The sequence below is a fragment of the Aerococcus urinae genome (genome assembly GCF_001543175.1).
In the GTDB taxonomy this organism is placed as follows: domain Bacteria; phylum Bacillota; class Bacilli; order Lactobacillales; family Aerococcaceae; genus Aerococcus; species Aerococcus urinae.
Genome location: NZ_CP014161.1, coordinates 1267390 through 1289233 on the forward strand (window position 1 = coordinate 1267390; position 21844 = coordinate 1289233).

Annotated in this window: 13 protein-coding genes and 1 other annotated feature; of the genes, 4 read left to right on the forward strand and 9 right to left on the reverse strand. The window is 44.7% G+C overall.

From position 1 onward, the window contains the following. Positions 1 to 6: 6 nt before the first annotated feature. The 8 genes from AWM73_RS05820 to AWM73_RS05855 all read right to left on the reverse strand — a co-directional run bounded on the left by AWM73_RS05820 (position 7) and on the right by AWM73_RS05855 (position 17893). Positions 7 to 1461 (reverse strand): hypothetical protein, encoded by a 1455-nt coding sequence (locus AWM73_RS05820; protein ID WP_060778493.1) that lies wholly within the window; start codon positions 1459 to 1461, stop codon positions 7 to 9. Between the two features lie 28 nt (positions 1462 to 1489). Continuing rightward, positions 1490 to 2812, reverse strand: coding sequence for an accessory Sec system glycosylation chaperone GtfB (gene gtfB, locus AWM73_RS05825; protein ID WP_060778494.1), 1323 nt, complete (start codon positions 2810 to 2812; stop codon positions 1490 to 1492). Continuing rightward, on the reverse strand, positions 2809 to 4323 hold the full coding sequence (gene gtfA / locus AWM73_RS05830) for an accessory Sec system glycosyltransferase GtfA (protein WP_230080699.1): 1515 nt from the start codon (positions 4321 to 4323) through the stop codon (positions 2809 to 2811). The genes gtfB and gtfA overlap by 4 nt, the downstream gene beginning before the upstream one ends. A 136-nt stretch (positions 4324 to 4459) precedes the next feature. Beyond that, positions 4460 to 13312, reverse strand: coding sequence for an accessory Sec-dependent serine-rich glycoprotein adhesin (locus tag AWM73_RS09170; protein WP_060778495.1), 8853 nt, complete (start codon positions 13310 to 13312; stop codon positions 4460 to 4462). Positions 13313 to 13716: 404 nt separating this feature from the next. Further along, a complete protein-coding gene (locus AWM73_RS05840; RefSeq protein WP_060778496.1) occupies positions 13717 to 14931 on the reverse strand; it encodes a M20 family metallopeptidase in 1215 nt (404 codons plus the stop codon). Between the two features lie 57 nt (positions 14932 to 14988). Then, the gene (locus AWM73_RS05845; RefSeq protein ID WP_060778497.1) at positions 14989 to 15828 is read right to left on the reverse strand and encodes a MetQ/NlpA family ABC transporter substrate-binding protein; all 840 of its coding nucleotides are present in this window, start codon (positions 15826 to 15828) and stop codon (positions 14989 to 14991) included. Between the two features lie 56 nt (positions 15829 to 15884). Continuing rightward, positions 15885 to 16143 (reverse strand) — a binding site (T-box leader). Positions 16144 to 16265: 122 nt separating this feature from the next. Beyond that, a complete protein-coding gene (locus tag AWM73_RS05850; protein ID WP_060778498.1) occupies positions 16266 to 16508 on the reverse strand; it encodes an LPXTG cell wall anchor domain-containing protein in 243 nt (80 codons plus the stop codon). A 95-nt stretch (positions 16509 to 16603) separates the two neighbouring features. After that, the gene (locus tag AWM73_RS05855) at positions 16604 to 17893 is read right to left on the reverse strand and encodes a Y-family DNA polymerase (protein WP_060778499.1); all 1290 of its coding nucleotides are present in this window, start codon (positions 17891 to 17893) and stop codon (positions 16604 to 16606) included. 225 nt (positions 17894 to 18118) lie between these two features. Between AWM73_RS05855 and AWM73_RS05860 the strand changes: the two genes are divergently transcribed. From AWM73_RS05860 to AWM73_RS05875, 4 genes are all read left to right on the forward strand, one after another. Then, positions 18119 to 18670 (forward strand): NADPH-dependent FMN reductase, encoded by a 552-nt coding sequence (locus AWM73_RS05860; protein ID WP_060778500.1) that lies wholly within the window; start codon positions 18119 to 18121, stop codon positions 18668 to 18670. A 215-nt stretch (positions 18671 to 18885) separates the two neighbouring features. Then, positions 18886 to 19758 carry a DUF975 family protein gene (locus AWM73_RS05865; protein WP_060778501.1) on the forward strand — a complete coding sequence of 291 codons (873 nt, stop codon included), beginning with the start codon at positions 18886 to 18888 and terminating at the stop codon, positions 19756 to 19758. Positions 19759 to 19910: 152 nt separating this feature from the next. Beyond that, positions 19911 to 20675, forward strand: coding sequence for a threonine/serine exporter family protein (locus tag AWM73_RS05870; RefSeq protein ID WP_060778502.1), 765 nt, complete (start codon positions 19911 to 19913; stop codon positions 20673 to 20675). A 14-nt stretch (positions 20676 to 20689) separates the two neighbouring features. Next, entirely contained in the window at positions 20690 to 21196 is a 507-nt protein-coding gene (locus tag AWM73_RS05875) for a threonine/serine exporter family protein (protein ID WP_060778503.1), read from the forward strand. Between the two features lie 63 nt (positions 21197 to 21259). Here AWM73_RS05875 and pdxT read toward each other — a convergent pair whose 3' ends face one another. Then, positions 21260 to 21844, reverse strand: a complete 585-nt coding sequence (gene pdxT / locus AWM73_RS05880; RefSeq protein WP_060778504.1) for a pyridoxal 5'-phosphate synthase glutaminase subunit PdxT — start codon at positions 21842 to 21844, stop codon at positions 21260 to 21262.

Below are 21844 nucleotides of genomic sequence, written 5' to 3' on the forward strand. Positions count from 1 at the left end.
TTTATTCTATTTGTTTACTCGATCCTCTTGCAATTTTATCTGACCAATTAGATCTTGATAATTTTCTTGTCCAAAGATATTATTAGGATTCAATAAATCTATCTGATGACAATAACCTTCAAATGAATATATCCTTAAACCAAGATTGCTAGCTTTTGTCACTATATCTTCCACTTCTACCCCGTAATTGATATCTAGATAAATATTAGCCTTTAATAAAAGAGTATTAATCTGTTCTCTTCCTGCCGCTGGATAGAGAGACACATTAGGATATTTTTCTAAGTCCAATAAGCGATCTGACATTTGCGTTTGAGCCGCAATATGGAATTGATAATTGGGTAAAGCTTGAATAATTTCATCAATATGCAATAAGTAATCCTGAGCCGTCAAAATAAAAATATTATGGTCTTGTCGCATTAACGGACAATGACTGAGGTCCCCTTCAAAAGCTGAAAGTCCCCGACTAAAGATTTTAAAAACAGTTGCCGTTAAGAGACGTTGGGTAAAGTAGCCTTTGGTGATCAATTGACGAAAGTTAGCAACACTATTGATTAGTTCCTGATAAGTACTTTCTGACATGTTTTCTATAACCTCATTAGCTTCTTCTAATGACTTGACGACAAAGCCTAGGCCATTGTCTTCAATAATTTTTTTATTTGATAAGCTTTCAGGAACAAATACAGGAATGCCTGCAGCTAAATACGTACTCAATTTATGGGTAATACACATTTGGAAATAGTCTTGAATATAATCTTGATCAGTCCAGACCAGCCCAAAACCGCCCTTAGATAAGTTTGTTAAGAGTTCATAATCAGGTAACCAGCCCTTAATAGTGACCGATTGCGGTAAGTCCAAGTCTCTAGCATGATTTGAATAAACATCGATAGGAGTCTCAAGTGACCAGTGCTTGATAAAATCAAATTTGTTGATATCCCCCGCAAAATGAATCCTCTTTTGAAAGGAAATATCCCTAGGTTGGAAATCAGTTGGATGGTCCCACATAGCTTGGACTAAGATCTTATTGACCGTTAGCCCTTCTAAGTAAAGGCGTTGATACATTTCTTGAGAAGGAACAATTACCAATTCAGCTTCATTGTAAATTTCAATAAGAGAACTCATCAAATAATAATTTTGAGGGAACATGATTGGTGGTATATCATGTATAAACACTGCTAGATGTGCTTTGAAAGTATACTTAATTTTATCAATTAAGGCCCTTTCAAAACGACTATCGTTCCATGTTGGTAATTGAACAACCACTAGGTCACCTTGACTAACTCCAGCTAAGATGCCATCCAAGCGTTTACTTAATTCCTGATCAGAATCGTAAGAAGACTCATAGGCATAAATAGCTAATTCATTAAAATCTAATTTTTGAGCAATTGACATTGTCATCTCTTGAGAAATTAATGCTGTACTTGCAGCAGAGTGACCATGCAAATTGGTAATATGCTTTCTCATCGATTAACCTACCTTCCTAGCAACTTCTTTATCCATTAAATATAGCTTGGTATACTTCTTTACCAACATGATTGGATTGGACAATTTGGGAGGAAATGGCTTGCTGCCATTGCTTTTGATTATTTCCTAAAATTTTGATTGTATTTGACAAGGAAGCAGCTTCTTCAATTGAAAAAATAAATTCATCGGCGATATAGGCCTTCTTGTGCATGGTTTCTTCAAATGCCATGTTTAAGCAATGAAACTCAAAAGCTGCGCGAACTGCATCAACAATTTCATTGCCATGATTAATATCTAAGTAAAAACAAGCCTGTTTGAGTAGTTTTTGAATCAAATCCATAGAAATATTAGGATAGAGTTGTACATTAGGATATTGCCCATAATCCATTAATCTCTCTGACATTTCCGTTACGGCACCGATCCTAAATTGAAAATCAGGCAAATTGTCTAACAAAAGATCTAATTGTTCGATCTGATCAGAATTAGTTAATATTAAAATTTCTTTAGCAAATTCTTTGCCCTCAAGTATAGGATAAATATAGCCTAAGGGTTTAATCGCCTCACTTGGTAGTTGATTTAATTCACATAATTCCAGTGCACGTTGGTAAGTGGCCTGGTCAGGAATAATGACCTGATTACACCGTGGTGTCTGCCCATTCAGAATGAGCTGCATATTACCGGGAATCTCTTCTGACAAAGTTTCATGCCAAATTAAAATATCCTGACCTTGTCGTGGAAGAGTGTGCGAAATTAAGAAAGGAGTTGCCAATGAATTTATAATTATTCGCTCCAAAGGTAGACCAGATCTCAATAAGTAAAATAGGAAAAACTCCCTTTGATTATGAAAAATCTTCTTTTTCCCTTGCCAATCCAAGATAACGTTACCAGTCACAAAGTTATCAACAATAACATCATGACCCCTAGTGTCAAAATAGATCTTCATGTGCGTATCCTGGCCATGTCGAATGATTTGAGCATAGCGACGCCCAAACTGATTATAACAATCCGTCCACATGATCTGCTCTTTATCATTCAACCAATCCACTGTCTTAACTAGACGCTGTCCACTATTAGTAAAGTAATGGATATTGGCCCGCTTATGGTGGTAATCCCAGACGCTGGCTGAAGTATTTGTTGCTTTTATCTCCCAATTTAAGGGAACTGGCACTTCATTAAAATATAGCGGACTCCCTTCCTCTTCCCCCATAAAAAAGCGATAAGGAGAAGTCGTTCCTTGGGGTAAAAATCCATCCTCATTTAAAATCACAGTGGGAAAATTAAATCCAGCACGGAGCATGGATTGGTGAAAATCCCGCGTGGCTTCATCATAATTATCAAATAATTGAATCATGCTTGGACCTCCTCCACTAACTGCTTCCATGCATTTTCTACTTGCTTGTGTAAATATTGCTTAGCAATAGAGTATGACCATTCGCGCATAGCTGGACGGTCCGCTATTTGGAAATAACTTATAATCGCTTGAGCAAATGAGTTAATAATCTCTTCTCGCTCCATCTCACGGTTAAAAGGTAAGAGATAACCATTTTTCTTATTGTCAATGAAGGTTGGATTCCCATAAGGAACATCTAAACCAATCATAGCCTGTCCTGCACTCAGTGCTTCAACTAAAGTTAATCCAAAGCCTTCACTGGTTGAGGCGGTGAGATAGAGAGGATATTGTGGGTAAATTTCATCTAAATGTTGATGACCCTTGAGTTCAATATAATCTGCTGCATTAAATCGGTTGATTTGCTCCTGTAAACTCTTTCTTTTTCCACCTTCGCCATAAATATCAAATTGCACTTGTGGAAGTTGATCGTGAACCTTGACGACTGCTTCAATGAGCCAATCAATATTCTTCTCCCCAGCTAAACGAGAAGCAGTCATCATGGCGTAAGGATTGGTATGACTATCAGCTAGCGTTAAGTGATCAACACTTCCTACTGGAATTGTATAAACCACCGGCTGTATGCCGAAATAATGATCAAATTGCTCTATGAGTTTCTGGGTCTGAGCTTGGGTTGAAGTAATATAGAAATCAAATTGTCCATAATGCATAAAAGGATACTCATAATGATTATTCCACAGGATATTCTGATCATTAGTTAAAGGCTGATTATAATGCTCAGCATGCACAACTGATCCTAGCTTAGCTCCATTTAAATTGTCTAGGAGGCCCTGACCAATGCCATCGGAGCGGTCTAGTAAAACAATGTCTTGATCAGTTAAGGCTAATTTTTCTATAAAGTAAGCGACTAACTCTTCCTTGGAATAGATAATACGATCTTTAAAGCGGTAAGTCGAACCGCCTTGGTTAATAAATTCTTCATAAGCGGTGGTGCCATCTTGATTAAAATAACGTCGCATATAGAGCAAAGCTTTATTATTATTTGGGGCATAGTATTCAGTTAAAAATTTAAAACGATTAAAGAAATCTTTCCGAATTAATTTGTTGTTAGCAGTATATTCTACCCGATCAACAAGATCTTCCCCTTCTCTTGACAGGTAACACATAGCAAACTGCTTACCTTGATCATAGGTCAATTTTACCCGGCGATTATCTAGCCTTTCTTCCTCAGGGCTATCAGATAGCTTTTCTTTAATTTGGTCAAGTGTGACTGTTGTTTGACTAAGTGGGATATCAGTAAAGTATAAATACATCCAAATAACATCCTCATTAGCAAAACCAATATTTTCAGTAAAATGAGCAATATTTTCATTCAAAATCAGATCGGTAAAAATAAATTTACAGTCTAAGGATAATTCTTTAAAAATATGATAACGGTAAATCTGCGCATACTCTACGCCACTCGATGCCCAGCCTATTCCCTTATTAATATTATAGATAGTCAGAGTAACCACTTCCTTACTTTGTATTATATCAAAGCTTTATCTTTAGGATGTTAGAGAACCATTCTCTAGCATCCTAAAAACAAAGCTAGAGGGTAAGATATAAATTCTTACCCTCTTTTGCTTTGCTTAAGATAAATCAACAATTCTATGCATCATTATCTTTCTTTCTCTTGAAACCTAAAGCACTTAGGCCTGCAAGGATTGCAGCTAATCCTGCGCCGAGAACAGAAGTATTTTGGGCTCCTGTTTGAGGCAAGAAACCTGATTGCTTAATTTCAACTTGAGAATCTTGATCACTTATCAAAGCACTTTGTGAGCTTGATTCTGATGTAGATTCAGAAGCTTCGATAGTTTCAGAAGAGCTAATGCTTGCAGATCCATGTTCTTGAGCAGGTTCCAAATCAGAGACACTTGCTGATTCTGAAGCTAATTGACTTTCGCTAATACTTTCAGAACTTGAAGAGTCAGACTCACTAGAGTCGATTGGCGCTGCTGCATCTTCAGATTCAGAGGCAGACACACTTGCTGATTCTGAAGCAGATACGCTTACGGACTCGGATGCCGAAGCACTGCTGCTTGCAGAGTTAGAGGCTGAAGCACTGGAGCTTGCGGACTCAGACGCTGAGGCGCTGGAGCTTGCAGACTCGGACGCTGAAGCGCTAGAGCTTGCGGACTCAGACGCCGAGGCGCTAGAGCTTGCGGATGCCGATGCTGAGGCGCTCGAACTTGCAGACTCAGATGCGGATGCACTTGAACTTGATGAGTCTGACGCTGAAGCGCTGGAGCTTGCGGACTCGGACGCTGAAGCGCTGGAGCTTGCAGATTCTGATGCCGATGCACTGCTGCTTGCGGAGTCGGATGCGGAAGCACTCGAACTTGCGGACTCGGACGCTGAAGCGCTAGAGCTTGCGGACTCAGACGCTGAAGCGCTGGAGCTTGCAGATTCTGATGCCAATGCACTCGAACTTGCAGATTCAGACGCTGAGGCACTCGAACTTGCGGACTCGGACGCTAAAGCGCTCGAACTTGAGGACTCGGACGCTAAAGCGCTCGAACTTGAGGATTCAGACGCGGACGCACTGGAGCTTGCCGATTCGAATACCGAGGCACTGGAGCTTGCAGACTCAGATGCGGATGCACTTGAACTTGATGAGTCTGAAGCTGAAGCGCTAGAGCTTGCGGACGCAGACGCTGAAGCGCTGGAGCTTGCAGAGTCTGATGCCGATGCACTGCTGCTTGCGGACGCAGATGCAGAGGCGCTGGAGCTTGCAGACTCGGATGCTGAAGCACTGGAGCTTGCGGACGCAGACGCTGAAGCGCTGGAGCTTGCAGAGTCGGACGCTGAAGCACTGCTGCTTGCAGATTCCGATGCCGAGGCACTGGAGCTTGCGGACTCGGATGCTGAAGCACTCGAACTTGCGGAGTCTGATGTTGAAGCGCTGGAGCTTGCAGATTCGGACGCTGAGGCACTCGAACTTGCGGATTCCGATGCGGACCCACTGCTGCTTGAGGACTCAGACGCTGAAGCGCTCGAACTTGCAGATTCCGATGCGGACGCACTGGAACTTGCAGAGGCTGAGGCCGATGCACTCGAACTTGCGGACTCAGACGCTGAAGCGCTGGAGCTTGCAGAGTCAGAGGCCGAAGCACTGGAGCTTGCGGATTCCGATGCCGACGCACTCGAACTTGCAGAGTCGGACGCTGAAGCACTGGAGCTTGCAGAGGCTGAGGCCGATGCGCTCGAACTTGCAGAGTCGGACGCTGAAGCACTGGAGCTTGCAGAGGCTGAGGCCGATGCGCTCGAACTTGCAGAGTCAGACGCTGAAGCACTGGAGCTTGCGGATTCCGATGCCGACGCACTCGAACTTGCAGAGGCTGAGGCCGATGCACTGGAGCTTGCAGAGGCTGAGGCCGATGCGCTCGAACTTGCAGACTCAGACGCTGAAGCACTGGAGCTTGCGGATTCCGATGCCGACGCACTCGAACTTGCAGAGGCTGACGCTGAGGCACTCGAACTTGCAGAGTCAGAGGCCGAAGCACTGGAGCTTGCAGAGTCGGACGCTGAAGCGCTCGAACTTGCAGATTCCGATGCGGACGCACTGGAACTTGCAGAGGCTGAGGCCGATGCACTCGAACTTGCAGACTCAGACGCTGAAGCGCTGGAGCTTGCAGAGTCAGAGGCCGAAGCACTGGAGCTTGCAGAGTCGGACGCTGAAGCGCTGGAGCTTGCAGAGTCAGAGGCCGAAGCACTGGAGCTTGCAGAGTCGGACGCTGAAGCGCTCGAACTTGCAGAGTCGGACGCTGAAGCACTGGAGCTTGCAGAGGCTGAGGCCGATGCGCTCGAACTTGCAGACTCAGACGCTGAAGCACTGGAGCTTGCGGATTCCGATGCCGACGCACTCGAACTTGCAGAGGCTGACGCTGAGGCACTCGAACTTGCAGAGTCAGAGGCCGAAGCACTGGAGCTTGCAGAGGCTGAGGCCGATGCGCTCGAACTTGCAGACTCAGACGCTGAAGCACTGGAGCTTGCGGATTCCGATGCCGACGCACTCGAACTTGCAGAGGCTGAGGCTGAGGCACTCGAACTTGCAGAGTCAGAGGCCGAAGCACTGGAGCTTGCAGAGGCTGAGGCCGATGCGCTCGAACTTGCAGAGTCGGACGCTGAAGCGCTAGAGCTTGCGGACTCAGACGCTGAAGCGCTGGAGCTTGCAGATTCTGATGCCGATGCACTCGAACTTGCAGAGTCGGACGCTAAAGCGCTCGAACTTGAGGATTCAGACGCGGACCCACTGCTGCTTGCAGACTCGGATGCTGAAGCACTGGAGCTTGCGGACGCAGACGCTGAAGCGCTGGAGCTTGCAGAGTCGGACGCTGAAGCACTGCTGCTTGCAGATTCCGATGCCGAGGCACTGGAGCTTGCGGACTCAGAGGCTGAAGCACTCGAACTTGATGACTCGGATGCTGAGGCGCTGGAGCTTGCGGATTCCGATGCCGAAGCACTGGAGCTTGAGGACTCAGATGCGGACGCACTCGAACTTGCGGATTCCGATGCCGATGCACTCGAACTTGCGGACGCAGACGCTGAAGCACTAGAGCTTGATGATTCGGACGCCGATGCGCTCGAACTTGAGGATTCCGATGCCGAAGCACTGGAGCTTGCAGACTCAGATGCCGAAGCACTCGAACTTGCGGACTCAGACGCGGACGCGCTCGAACTTGCGGACGCAGACGCCGATGCGCTCGAACTTGAGGACTCTGAGGCTGAAGCGCTCGAACTTGCAGACTCAGATGCCGATGCGCTGGAGCTTGCGGACGCAGACGCTGAAGCACTAGAGCTTGATGATTCGGACGCCGATGCGCTCGAACTTGAGGATTCCGATGCCGAAGCACTGGAGCTTGAAGACTCAGATGCGGATGCACTTGAACTTGCAGATTCAGATGCGGACGCGCTGGAGCTTGAAGACTCGGACGCTGAAGCGCTGGAGCTTGAAGACTCAGACGCTGAAGCGCTTGAGCTTGCTGATTCGGACGCTGAGGCGCTCGAACTTGCTGACTCAGACGCGGACGCACTGGAGCTTGAAGACTCGGACGCTGAAGCGCTCGAACTTGCTGACTCAGATGCGGATGCACTCGAACTTGCGGACTCTGATGCAGAGGCACTGGAGCTTGCGGACTCTGACGCTGAAGCACTTGAACTTGCGGAGTCGGACGCTGAGGCGCTGGAGCTTGCGGATTCAGACGCGGACGCACTTGAACTTGCGGATTCGGATGCTGAAGCGCTAGAGCTTGCGGACTCTGATGCGGACGCACTTGAACTTGCGGACTCAGACGCTGAAGCGCTAGAGCTTGCGGATTCAGACGCGGACGCACTTGAACTTGCGGATTCGGATGCTGAAGCGCTGGAGCTTGCAGACTCTGACGCGGAAGCGCTCGAACTTGCGGATTCTGACGCCAACGCGCTTGAGCTTGCGGACTCTGATGCAGACGCACTCGAACTTGCGGACTCTGATGCAGACGCACTCGAACTTGCGGACTCTGATGCAGACGCACTTGATTTTGCAGATTCCGATTGACTAGCACTTAATGAGCTAGATGCTGACTGACTGGCACTTTCAGATTGTGATTCTATCATAGCAGATTCACTTTGAGAAGCGCTGACAGACTCAGACTTCACTGACGATTCGGAAGCTGATTCACTCTGCGAAATGCTATTGTTGTCTTTCGTCACATTAACAGTAACATTAGTATCATCCTTGGTTCCATCTGGATAATTCACAACAACTGGAATCGTTAGAGTGCCATCTTCAGGCCGTCCTTTACCCGGAGTGAAAGTTACTTCACCGGTATTAGGATCAATTGTCGCTGCGTCTCCCGTATTCGGATCTGTCCAGTTCGTTGTTCCATCACCAAAAGTAAAGGTCGTACCAGCTGGTGGTGTCACATTATCTTGGTGGGTCTTCGGACCTGTTGGATCGTTTGGATCAGTTGGGAGGTCACTACTGAAGCTTGGACTTACAGTCGTTGGTGTTGGATTTTCACCTGATTCTGCTTGTCCAGTTGGGTAAGTAGGTTCATAGCTATCGCTGTTTGGATTATCTACAATCACTTGTACCGTCACTGGATCTGTTGTCCCATCTGGATAAGTAACAGTTACAGGTACTTCATAACTGCCTGGGTTCTTGCCATCTGGTAAAGCATCTGGATTGTCAATCGAAACGGTTGGCGTTTGACCTGGATGAGCTGGATTCTCTTGGTAACCAGGTACAGTTACGGCCTTCTTGATCTCATCTTCAGTGGTTGCTTGGCCATAATCTTTCTCAACCGGCGTTACAGTTGGATCATAGAGTTCATTCTCAGGCTTACGAGTAATATCAACATAAACATTAGCGGTGTCTGTTGTGTTATCCGCATAAGTAATGGTGACTGGAATTTGAACTTTTTGGCCAGCCTTGCCTTCAGTGAAGCTTGCAGGGACAGTGATTGAGCCGTCAGCATTAACGGTGACACCCGCTACACTAGTCGTGAATTGGCTAACTTCTGGTTGGACCACTTGACCGTTCTTGATGAAAGTCGGTGCAGCGACGGTGTCAGCTTGACCTTCTTCAACAGAAATGTTGTCATAGCCTGGCTCGAATTCTTCAGCCATGGTAACTTTTTCCCATTGGGCATAGACGGTAGTTGAGTTTTGGAAGGCAGTTTCAGGTGTAATGTAGTCACCTGAACCGTCCTGGGCGGTATTCCATCCTAAGAAACGGTAACCTTCCAAGGTCGGATCCTTGGCCATGTTGCCTTCGAGACCGTTATTGGTGTAGCCCACTTCATTGGAGAAGTCTTCGTTCCGAGGAACATCAGAGTTCTCGATAGCTGTCGTGTTACCTGCTGCATCATTCGTTTCTACTGGCGCAGCGTAAGTCATCACGCGACGAGCGGAGGTCCCGTTAGGATTATTGAGGTCGTAAGTCACCTGGATAAGAACGCGGGCGATAACCGCATCCGAACCCACTGCTGTTTGGATGGCTTCTTCATCTTCAGAAAGTGCTTTTTCCTCAACACTAGCGGTTGTATAATCAAAAGCTCTTGCAATGATTGGCGAATCCTTGACTAGGCGATCTGTATCCGGAATGACATATTCGAACTTGTACAAACCTTGGCCTGGTTCTGGATAGGTCTTGTCACCTTCAACGGTGTAAGTCGCACCTGGTTCTGCTGTGCTGCCTGATAGTGTCCGGACATAGCGAGTCTGACCAGAGTTAGCATCAATATAGGAAATTTCAACTAATTGGTTAGGGACATAGGTATAACCGGTAATCACCTTATCAAAGTCATACATATCCTTAACTACTGGCATATATTGAGTACGATCAAGAAGTGCAGACGACTGAACTTCTGTACCGATTAGCATCCTTGGAGCGAAACTTTTCTCAGCTTGCCCTTCACCAAAGGCAGCGACTTTTTTGCCACCAATATAAATTTCACCAGAGTTATTAACTAGATTTCCTAATTGACCTGTAAATAACTTAATTTCTGTGCCTGGATTTACTTTTGTATCATAGGGCATAGTATAGGTATAAGTTTTCCCATCACTTGAAACTTCAAAGTCATAACGATCATAGACTCCACGACCACCTGTTGAGTTAGGATAAATCCCTAAATTACCAAAAATTGGTGCTTCACCAAGTTTCATAGCTAGTTTATTAGCTGTTTCTGATAAGTTAACTCCTGATTCACTTCCATTAACTACTTCGTTAAGGGGTTTGGCAAATCGAATTTCAACCGTTTCCCCTTCTATAGCAGTTCCCTCATCAGTAGTAAGAATACTTAAGCGATCAATACCTTTTGGAGTTTCTAACAAAAAGGACGTATGAACATCTATAGAAGTCATTTCTGGCTCTTGGCCATTAATTGTTGGATATAAACTCTTAAGATTATCTGAATCAATATTTAATGTTGTTAAAGTGAAAACTTGGTCAGATACACGGGTTCCTAAGTTATCTGTAAAACCATTCATGTTACCTTCAGTATAAATAACCTGTCCAGTTTCCGAGTTAGAATCAAAATCATTAGGCGCATAAATAACATATGCCATATTGCCAACTACATTTACTTGGTCTCGAGTAAATCCTGTTCGGGTCTGATTTGGATTCACTCCGGCTTGTGCTCCAGATGTTTTCGATGGTTCAACGTAACCAATATAGCCAAACTCATCTTCTTTTAAAACATCAAGCAGCGACTTGTCAAAAGCTAAACGATATGCAAATGAATTACCATTTTGCGTTTCATTTGCAGTAGTTGCTCCTTTGACTGTCTGAGTAGCGATATATAGTTTATTTTCTGAAGGTTTATATGAAACATTATTTTGACTTGATATAAACGATGGAGCCTGGTCAGCTAGGAAGCTGCTGACTACTTGTAAGTAGGGAGATAAGCCTGTTTTTAAATTTGTCTCGTCTAATCTTGGTATGGAAGCTGCGGAAGTATAGGAGCCATATCCTGTCAATTCTATATTTGAATCGCTAGTTCCACCCATATAGCGCGTATAGACTCTGCCTCTCCTATCAAGGATTCGAGTTTGAATCGTTGTATCAATATTATCTAATTCTTCCCGAGTGGTATTTCTTAAATACAGCTTTATTGGCGTATGCTGAGCAAATGTACCTTGTTCCATATCAATAAACCGCATCAGTTTATCTGTTGATGAATTACCATTAGAAAAACGTTTTATGCCATTTCTACCACTATAATAAGACTTAGTCCAATCAACCCGTTTTTCTAACTCATCTGACACTTTCAAGTTTACTTGATTCCAGACATTAGCTGATCTTAAGAAAAACGAATAAACCATATCGATAACAACATCGCCATCTGGAGTTTCATGATATCCCTTATAGTTCAGCTGATAAGAACCAACTGGGTCTGATATATTATTAACTACTCGTAATTCTTGACCATCTTCTAATGGCCAACGCGAAAGGCCCTGTCCTTTAATAGACTGCTCATCCCAGTTAGGCTCCAGATAATACTTCTTACCCGTATCCTGATCTTCAAAATATTTCCGGCCAGCTTGGTCAGTCTTAGGGGTCAAGATAGTATCCGCTGTGGTTGAATCGTTGAGGTCAGAGATAATCTTATCGACCTCTGCAGCGGACTTAGCCTCATCAATCTTGGCTTGAACAGCGGCCACATGAGCCGGGTCAGCGCTAGTTGCTTGCGAATTAGTCGCCTGGGTTCGTGCGTCTAGGATGGTTTTGGCGCTAGCTTTAGCAGACTCTTTGATGCGATTGAGTTCCGCTTCCTTCTGCGCTTCTTCTTCAGCAGTTTCCTCTTCTGGCCCGACATTAGCGGAAGGATACTTGGCTTGAGCTTCTTGGACCACCGCGCCAATTTCTTCAATGGTATTTGCCGCATCGATACGCGTCTTATAAGAGGCTAAATCACTGCTTGCTCCTGCCTTGTCGGCTAAGGCTTTCTCTAAGTCTTCCTTGACTTGGGCCTTATTACCCGCTAGATTGCTGACAGCCGCATAGTAAGCTGCATGGTTGCTGTCATCTTCTTGGGCGGTTGATCGCTCTAGGCTTGCTTGTAAGTCATTAGCTTGACGTTCTGCTTCCGCTTTGGTTTTTCCATTGTTTAAACCTGCTGCACCAGCTAAATCAGCGGCATCACTAGCAGTTCTCGCCACAAAATTGTTGACTGGCACTTCAGGAATTTCTACCCCGCTAACTCCATAATGCTTTTCTGGACTAGAGGCACTTCTTAAGCCAGCACCATTTTGAACCGCCAGGCGATCTTCAACAGCTCGTTCTCTTTCATCAGCCGCTACTGGTTCTTGAATGCGTGAAGCAGATTCTTCTTCACTAACATTAATATCTTCATCAGCTAAGCTTTCTGAACTTTCACTAGAATTGGATTCAGATTCCGTGTCATTTTCGCTAGTGGCAGCCGATTCTAATCCACTGATGGCCGCTGACTCTGAGCTCGACACACTAGTTGATTCAGAAGCTGATAATGACTCGGATTCGCTAATCGACTCAGACTCACTAATAGAAAGTGATTCCGATTCACTAGCGCTAATGGAAGCCGATTCGCTTGCTTCAATATTTTCTGAAGCTTCATCCGCGACTTCACTTGCTTGAACCGTTTCGGTCGTTGATTCGACTGCTTTTAAGGCTGCTGAATCGGTATTAACTAAGGTTTCTTTTTCAAGAACTTTTTCCTTAGGTAGTTCATCCGCGCTCACTTGTGGTGTGGTTAATGCTGCACCACCGGCTAAGGCACCTAAGGCAGTCAGTCCTTTAAATAGATACTCCTTCTTATCCGCTGAAGAATTCTCTTCAACTTGGGAAGATTCAATATGCTCAATTACGGGTGATTTTCCGAAGAAACGCAGTAAACCAAATTGTGAAAGACATGATTTCACCCAGGACTTCCCGGCTTTGTACATCTTCACTCGTGTTTTACGTTCAGTTTCTAGATAATCCCCATGCCTAAATTTCCTCATATGCAACTCCTTCTTAATAACGATTTAAAGACATAGATCAGACTAAAAATATAAGAAAATACCCGAGACAATAAGGGCTCAAGGTACATTATTTAGTTAGGATTATCTCATATTTTTTGTAAAAATAAAGCAAATTTAAGATTTTATACGCTTTAGTATATTGTTTTTCGCAAAAAAGAACATTATTTTAGAAAATTGTATTTATTTATATATTTATCCAATTGTGGTCAGGCTGAAATGGTCATTAATGGTTCTTAGAACTGACTTTGACTACGACTTTAAAACAAAAATTTTTACCTTTTTCCAAGAAAAAAGCCCCTAGCTTAGCGATTAACTAAGATAAGAGCTTAGGAGGTTGTTGTGTATTTAGTGTTAACTGAATCTCTTTAACGTGTTTGGCTAGACTAGTTGCCCTTGGCTAAGGCTGCTTGGTGGTCTTCCTTAATTTGGGCTAACTTATCAGGATCAAGAATTAAATCCAAACCGGTTAAAGCCAGTAGAGTAGCCGCAATGCGGATGGAATCTAATCCCTTTGCTGATTTAGCTGCGGCCACTAATGCTTTAGAGTGTCCGGGTACGGGCTCCTCAGAAATGGCTAGAAAGGGTTGGATGGTCGGCACCACATAAGAAATATTGCCAACATCAGATGACCCATGGGCTTGGCTGTCCGCTTCCTTAACTGTGTCTAAGTCTAAGCCCACTTCGTCAGCATGACTGAAGAAAACATCATCAAAGGAAGGAGTAATGATCATATCATCGACCTTGTTTTGGAAAAGGCCAAACTTCAACTCTGCACCTGTGGCATGGGCGGCTCCTTCAGCAATTCTTTTTACTTTCTCTCTGACCTGGTCCAGAGTATGACGATTATAGGCACGAATATAGAAACGTCCTCGGCAGTAATCAGGAATCACATTGGCAGCTTTACCGCCATCGAGAATGACACCGTGGATGCTGACATCATCATGGAGGTGGAGGCGTAAAGCATCGATCCCGTTAAAGGTAAGAATTAGTGGTTCCAGCGCTGAAATCCCATCTTCTGGGTTAGCAGTAGCATGGGCTGACTTGCCAAAGAATTCGATATCAACAGGGTCATTCGCGTATAAGTGGCCACTAGGACTGGTGTCACCACCAGGATGCACACAGAGAGCCGCATCGACATCATCCAAGAAACCTTCGCGGACAAAGCTTTCCTTGGCTGAGCCGTTCTCCCCACCTTCTTCACCAGGCGTCCCGTAGACCCGAATTTCACCGCCCACTTGGTCAACGACCTGCTTCAAGGCCGCTGCCGCCAGGCTGGAATAATTACCAAAAAGGTTGTGGCCACAGCCATGGCCGATATCGGGTAAGGCATCGAATTCGGCCAAGTAAACCAGAGTCGGTCCTTCCTTGTCGCTCTTATAACGGGCATCAAAACCAGTAGGATGGCCAGCGACGTCTTTTTTCACGGTGAAGCCTTCCTTTTCCAGCTGATCGGTTAAGATTTCTTGGGCATAGTATTCATGGTTACTGGTTTCTGGCTTGGCATGGATTTTTAGGGCATTGTCTTGGTAAGTGGCCAAGTTTTCCTTAACATAGTTTTTGATGGTTTCTTGTAGGGCTTTTTTATCGGTAGTGGTCATTTGACATACTTCCTCTCCATATGTTCGTTTCATTTTTCGCTAGCATGTGGCTAGGGTCTAGTTACGGCCAAATTGTTTCCAAGCCGCAACATTAGCCCCGTTTGATTTATCCTTAATGACTTGTTCGGTTTCATCAGTTTGATAGGTATCGACAATCTTCTTATAGGTTGGGTTATCCTTATCTTCTTGGCGAGCGACCACAATATTGACATAAGGTTTAGACCGTTCATCGACCGGTTCTTTGAAAATAGCGTCTTGGGGTTTTAAGCCAGCATCCACAGCATAACCACTATTAATGAGGGCAATATCCACATCGTTTAAAGTCCTTGGGGTTTGAGCAGCATCCATTTCTTCAATCTTTAAGTTTTTAGGATTTGAAGTAATGTCATCCACTGTTGGGGTAATGCCAGCGGCGTCATCCACTTCAATGAGTCCAGCAGATTCTAAGAGGATAATGGCCCGACCACCATTGGTCACATCGTTAGGAATCGACACGGTGGCCCCGTCTTGTAATTCCGACAGGTCCTTAATTTTATGGGAGTAGATCCCTAATGGTGCCACCACGGTATTCCCGATGGAGACTAAGTCAGTGCCGAATTGTTCATTAAATTTATCTAAGAAGACTTGGTGTTGGAAGGCATTGAGGTCAACTTCCCCCTCTTCCAAGGCCTTATTAGGTTGGTTGTAGTCAGAGAATTTGACGTATTCAAGGTCGATTCCTTCATTTTTGAGACGTTCTTTGACGGTATCCCAGTCCCGGGTATCGTCCCCAACCACACCGAGTTTGACTGTGGTTTCCTGCTTGCCTTCACTGCCACTACCACTATTAGACCCACACCCTGCCAAGGCGAGGATACTTAATGCACTTGTTACTAATACTTTTTGCCATTTCTTCATTATAAAGACCTCCTCATATTTTCCATAAAAAAAGTCCCCTACTATTCACTTGAATAGCAAAGGACGACGTATCGTGTTACCACCTTTTGTTCAGAGTACTACTATGGATACCATTGTAGTAACCCCCTCGACCTAGCCGAGACCCTAAGTGTCTAGACTAGCGCTCTTCTTATCGACCGAGCCCAGCCGACCTTGTCTACTTATTGACAAGATATCCTCAAAGGCCATCTTCAGCGCCTTTCACCTGGTTCCTCTCACCAAACGGAACCTCTCTTCAAAGTGGCTAACACTTACTCTCCTTATCACCGGATAATTTTATGGATAATTAACTATGTACTTAGTCTATCACCAGGAATCGCTCCTTAGCAAGTGTTCGCCTGATACCGGTTTATCATCACTAGTGTTCGCTTTTATCGATACCTCACTTAAATAAGACTCTATTTCTTATTTTTACGGTTACGGAAGAAGAAAAATCCGCCCACAATCAGTAGGACGACACCGACAATGAGGGCTGTCCTTGTCACTTGGGCCCCAGTTTGTGGCAGGCTTTGGCTGTAATAAGTTCCCGCTAATACACTAGTCCCATCACCTAGTAAGAATACCGCTAGAGCAGTGAGAAGACTTAAGAAGTAAGCCGGGAAATTGTTACTTAATTTTGACAAGATCTTTGTATTTTTCATCAGAATCTTCCTCTCTCTAATTTTCTAAGCCCATTATAGCAAACATAAGCCTTACACCAAATCCATAGCCACCCTGCTGGCTTCTCAATCACGATTTAAGCCTGGTGGCCGCCGATCAACTTATTGCGCTCCAGACCGGTCGCCCCTTCCACCAAACTATTGGCATAGAAAAGTGAGCTGGGTCCATAGTGGTCATGGATTTTTTGCATGGTGTCATAGAGGCGTTCTTTCTGCAAGGTACGTTCAGGGTCTTCAAAGAGACTGAGCTGGATACCTACCTTCTCTTGAAACTTGCTGGCGCTGAGGGCGATTTGGCGGATAGGTTGCCGATCTTCATAATACAAACGAAAGAGCTCCACCCAGGCGGCGTTGAGATCTTCGGGACGGTCGGTGGGATCAATGGGGACTTGGTGACGGAAGCCGCGATCCACTACCTCGTGGGAATACCCGATTGACAGAGAGACTTGACCGGCGAGCAAATGGTGCTGGCGCAAGCGGGCCGCGATATCGTTACCCATCTCGCGAATAATAATCGCCACTTGGCTCGGATCAGTATAATCACGCTGGAGAATTTGACTCTTACCAAAAGACCGCGAGGAAGGTACATATTTGTCACGGATAATACTGTGGTCAATCCCGTTAGCATGTTCAAAGAGTTCCACACCAATAATTCCTAGTCGCTTTTGTAGGAGGTAGACATCCGCATGGGCCAAGTCGTCCACGCTGTAGATCCCTAATTGGTTGAGCCGGCGTTCTAAACCCTTGGCAATGCCCCAAAAATCCCTCAGTGGGTCAATCTTCCAAACCGTTTCGGGGATCGATTCATAGGACCAGTAATCAATGTAGGGAGGGGTCTTCTTGGCCGAGTTATCCAGGCATAATTTAGCTAAGAGCAGATTATCTCCAATCCCCACCGTGGCGGTAATTCCAAAAGCCTGGTAGACGTCGGCTTGAATCTGACGGGCGATAGCTTCATTACTGCCAAATAACTTGTGACTATAAGAAACATCCAAGAAACTTTCGTCAATACTATAGATATGAAGATCTTCTGGAGCAACATAGTTCAAGAAAATCTCGTTAATATCCAGGTTAATCTCAATATATTGGCTCATATTGGGAGGGACAATTTGAATATTGTGGTGGCGGGGAAATTCAAAGAGCCGGGACCCGGTTTTCAAGCCATACTTAGCTTTGACAGTTGGGGTAGCAGCAAGAACCAGCCCACCATTGGCTTCTCCCCGTGACATGACCACCAATTCTGCTGTCAAGGGGTCCAGTTGCCGGGCCACACATTCCACACTGGCAAAAAAAGACTTCATATCGATGCATAGGATGTCGTGTTTGGGTTCTTTACTATAATCAAAATCATAATTGTAGCGCTTCATGACTATTATCCTCTAACTGATTCAGTGATTGCTTGAACAACTTTTCTTCATTTTAAGAACATACGTTCTATTTGTCAAGTTGATTAATGAAGCCACTTCTTGCTCACTTATTAAAAGTACTTACTTTTTGTGAGCATAAAATTTGTCATTGCCTTTCTAAGCCGTTAAACTAGGTAATGTAGTTAAAAATTAAAAAAATAAAAAATGAAAGTAGGAGATATTATAATGACTAAATATGGTGTTGTTTTAGGTTCAATCCGTAAAAACTCATTTTCAGAAGCTATTGCTAAAGGGCTCGTGAAAGGTTTACCTGAGGATGCTGAAGTTACCTTCATCGAAACCGCTGACCTTCCGCTCTATAGCCAAGACTATGACGAAGCGCCAGAACAACCGAAAGAATATACTCGTTTCCGTGAAGAAGTGAAAGCTCAAGATGCTATCATCTTCGTGACTCCAGAACACAACCGCAGTGTTCCAGCAAGCTTGAAGAATGCCATTGACCTAGGTTCCCGTCCATACGGTTCCAGCGTTTGGGAAGGTAAACCAGCACTTGTCGCTTCACAATCTCCAGCGGGTATTGGTGGGGCCATTGCTAACCACACCCTTCGTCAATCCTTAGTCTTCTTAGATATGCCAGTAATGCAACAACCTGAACTCTACATTGGTAACTCCGCAAACTTCATCGGTGAAAACGGTGAAATCACTGCCGAAGATACCCAAGAATTCTTAGCTAACGCTGGTAAGGCTTTCGCTGAATTTGCCACAAAATTCGTTTAAGCCTAAGTTTTTAACCAGATAAAATATCGACATCGGGCCGTGACTCCACAAGAGACACGGCCCTTTTTAATGGTTCACTTTGTATAAAATAGTCAAGCGATTCGCTATTTAATGACTTGAGGAACTTCATTTTTTTCATTTTTAAATAAAGTCTGCTGTGTTATCCTAGACTTAAGAAAATTATTAGTCACTTAAACTCAGGAAAGGAGTTTATTATGGATAAATTAGCGCTTCCTAACCGGGCGATCCGTCAAGCAGAAAAAGAAATTACCCCAAAAAGTCTCAAGTTCTTACTGGCTGACTTTGCTATTATTGTGATTCTTAGTTCTGCCATTGCATCAATTACTGACTTTACCTTTGCCCGTTTTCAATTCTCTGAGAATTCCATTGATTTGGTCAACACCTTGATTTCTACCCTGGTCTTTGCCCTGCTGAGCTATGGCATGACCTGGGGCTTGGTCGACGCCGCAAAAAATCATACGCCCTATCAAGCTTTGAGTGTGTTCCAACCTTTTAAGAAGCATTTCTGGCATAATGCTTGGACCAGCCTCTTAGCACAAATCGTCAATATTATTGTGATTTGGCTAATCTCTTTTCTAACAGCCTTTGCCCTCCTCGTTTTTGCCTCTCTAGTCTTTGGCTCTGACGATGCCTGGCTCATAGTGGTCCTGGTTGGCGGGGGACTTTTGATTGGCTTAATTGCTTATTGGGTCAATATTAGTTTAGCCATGACCCCTATCCTGTTGAAAGAAGAACCTGAGATGGGTGCTTTCCAAGTCATCACGACCAGCTGGGGCTTAATGAGAGGCAACCGCTGGAGATATTTCTGCTTGATGCTTAGCTATAAGTGGATCGCCTACCTGCTCATTTTCATCTCCCTCCTTGTAAGTTTTGGGGTGATTGTCGCTGTCGACACTAGCTATGGTTCTGGACTCAATTTCTTAGGCCTAGTCCTCTTCTTTGCTGTCGCCCTCTTCATCGTGTTCGTTTCCGTTTACTACGGTCTGCGTTCGAAGGTAGCCGCTGCCGTCTTCTACCAAGCCCGGCTCGAACAAGAACGCGGTATTATCGAAGGCCAATTTAACTAAGATTAAAAACTTTAAAATAAATGATTAAGAGTGACTCACTAATCGGTGGGTCATTTTTTGTGCGTCGATTGCTTAAATAAGACCGGCAAAAGTCTTTCTATGCTAGAATGAGAGTAAATGACTGGCACAAATTATCCAGGAAGGAGATTACTATGGCAGCCATCAGCGAAGAACAAAACCACTTACTTTTATCCACTTGTTTACTGGCTGGCAGGATTATGATGGAGTCTGGTTCCGAATCCTACCGGGTCGAAGATACTATGCAACGAATCGCTCAGAATAGTCATCGTTTCGATACCGCCTCCTATGTCACCAATACTGCCGTCTTTATGAGTTTGAATAAACAGTCAGATATGCAGATGGTCTTAGTCAAAAAGACATCCACCGACTTAGCCAAAATTGATGACACCAACCAACTATCCCGGTCTTATGCTGAAGGGAAACTTAGTCTGGAAGAACTCTATCAGGCGCTCCAGGCCGTTGATAAGCAAGAAAAAACCTTCCCTTTTAGTGTACAATTATTAGCTGCGGGCGCCGCCAGTGCTGCCTTTATGTTAATGATTGACTCAACCAACTACTGGGATATTGGTTTTGCCTTTGCCATTGCGATCATCGGTTTTGCTATTTCTGAATACTGCAAGGTAGAATTTGAAATTACCTTCCTCAGTGACTTTTTTGCGACTACCGTCATCGGCTTTTTAGCCCTGTCCTTAAACCGCCTAGGCCTAGTCAATAACCTGGATTCCTTGATCACGGGCTGTATCATGCCTCTCCTTCCTGGACTGGCCATTACTGGTGCCCTCCGTGACCTCTTCGCCCGCCAGTTAATTTCGAGAATGGTTCAAGCGGTTAACGCCATCTTAATTGCTATTGTACTCGGTGTCGGTATTGCCCTCACCCTGCAATGGTTAGGTTAGAAAGGAGTTTGGCCATGTTTACGATTATTGAACAATTTGCCCTCTCCTTTTTTGGAACGGTGGCTTTTTCCACTATTATTAATGTCCCCAAGCGAGCCCTAATTTATTGTGGCTTAACCGGAGCCAGTGGCTGGATGACCTATTACTTTTTCATGTCCTGGTTTGGTGACTTAATTGTGGCTAATTTTATGGCCGCTATTGTGATTGGGATTATCTATATCTATCTCTCCCGTAAATTGCGTTTGCCAGTAATTATTTTAAATACCCCCGCTATTCTCCCCCTGGTGCCTGGAAATGCGGCCTATCTCTTTATTCGTTATGCCGTACAAGGCAATTATCAGTTGAGTGTCTCCTACCTAATGGACGTTTTCAAGGTATCCGGAGCCATTGTTTTTGGTTTTATGTTTGTTAATTTAGCCGAACAACAGATCCGTCGCCAACGCCAAGAACGGGCACGCCGACGTTTAAAGAAAAAAGCCGCCAAAGAAAAAGCTCAAAAAACGAAAATAACTAAGCCTTAATTCTTCGATTAAATCGCTCCTCATCAAAAAAATCAGTGCCACTTTGAGCACTGATTTTTTTTCTTATTTTATAGCAGCCTGCTTAAAGGCTTCTACTTTTTGAAGAAAGTACTGGTGGATTCGGTAGTCCTGGGTTAATTCGGGATGGAAGGCGAGACCAATTTGATTTTCATATTCAACTCCCACCACCTTACCATCCACTTGGGAGAGGACTTCAACTGCTGGACCATAGTCAGCAATATAAGGCGCCCGAATAAAGATTGCCGGGTAATCACTAAGGGGACCCACTTGACTTTGGGTGGCAAAACTCCCCAGTTGCCGGCCATAGGCATTCCGCTTCACCGTCACCGGTAAGGTTCCTAGGTAACGGTGGGAGTCATTGGCTAAATCATCAGCCAGGAGGATAAGTCCAGCACAAGTGGCTAAGGTTGGTAGGCCCGCTTGAATCAACTGGCGCAGAGGCTCTAGTAGGCCTAACTTTTCTAGCAATTGCCCCTGGACCGTACTTTCGCCTCCAGGTAGAACCAAGCCATCAATATCATCCAGATCTTTGAGTTGACGGATTTCTTTGACTTGAGCTCCCAGCCGGCGGAGGATATCCTCATGTTCAATGAAGGCCCCTTGGAGGGCAAGTACACCAACTGTCAT

What these genes read in the sequence shown, in the direction of transcription:
- AWM73_RS05870 (WP_060778502.1), top strand. Translation starts at nt 19,911, where the DNA reads ATGGCAGCCATCAGCGAAGAACAAAACCACTTACTTTTATCCACTTGT.
- AWM73_RS05820 (WP_060778493.1), bottom strand. Translation starts at nt 1,461, where the DNA reads ATGAGAAAGCATATTACCAATTTGCATGGTCACTCTGCTGCAAGTACA.
- pdxT (WP_060778504.1), bottom strand. Translation starts at nt 21,844, where the DNA reads ATGACAGTTGGTGTACTTGCCCTCCAAGGGGCCTTCATTGAACATGAG.
- gtfB (WP_060778494.1), bottom strand. Translation starts at nt 2,812, where the DNA reads ATGATTCAATTATTTGATAATTATGATGAAGCCACGCGGGATTTTCAC.
- AWM73_RS05845 (WP_060778497.1), bottom strand. Translation starts at nt 15,828, where the DNA reads ATGAAGAAATGGCAAAAAGTATTAGTAACAAGTGCATTAAGTATCCTC.
- AWM73_RS09170 (WP_060778495.1), bottom strand. Translation starts at nt 13,312, where the DNA reads ATGAGGAAATTTAGGCATGGGGATTATCTAGAAACTGAACGTAAAACA.
- AWM73_RS05855 (WP_060778499.1), bottom strand. Translation starts at nt 17,893, where the DNA reads ATGAAGCGCTACAATTATGATTTTGATTATAGTAAAGAACCCAAACAC.
- AWM73_RS05850 (WP_060778498.1), bottom strand. Translation starts at nt 16,508, where the DNA reads ATGAAAAATACAAAGATCTTGTCAAAATTAAGTAACAATTTCCCGGCT.
- AWM73_RS05840 (WP_060778496.1), bottom strand. Translation starts at nt 14,931, where the DNA reads ATGACCACTACCGATAAAAAAGCCCTACAAGAAACCATCAAAAACTAT.
- AWM73_RS05860 (WP_060778500.1), top strand. Translation starts at nt 18,119, where the DNA reads ATGACTAAATATGGTGTTGTTTTAGGTTCAATCCGTAAAAACTCATTT.
- AWM73_RS05875 (WP_060778503.1), top strand. Translation starts at nt 20,690, where the DNA reads ATGTTTACGATTATTGAACAATTTGCCCTCTCCTTTTTTGGAACGGTG.
- AWM73_RS05865 (WP_060778501.1), top strand. Translation starts at nt 18,886, where the DNA reads ATGGATAAATTAGCGCTTCCTAACCGGGCGATCCGTCAAGCAGAAAAA.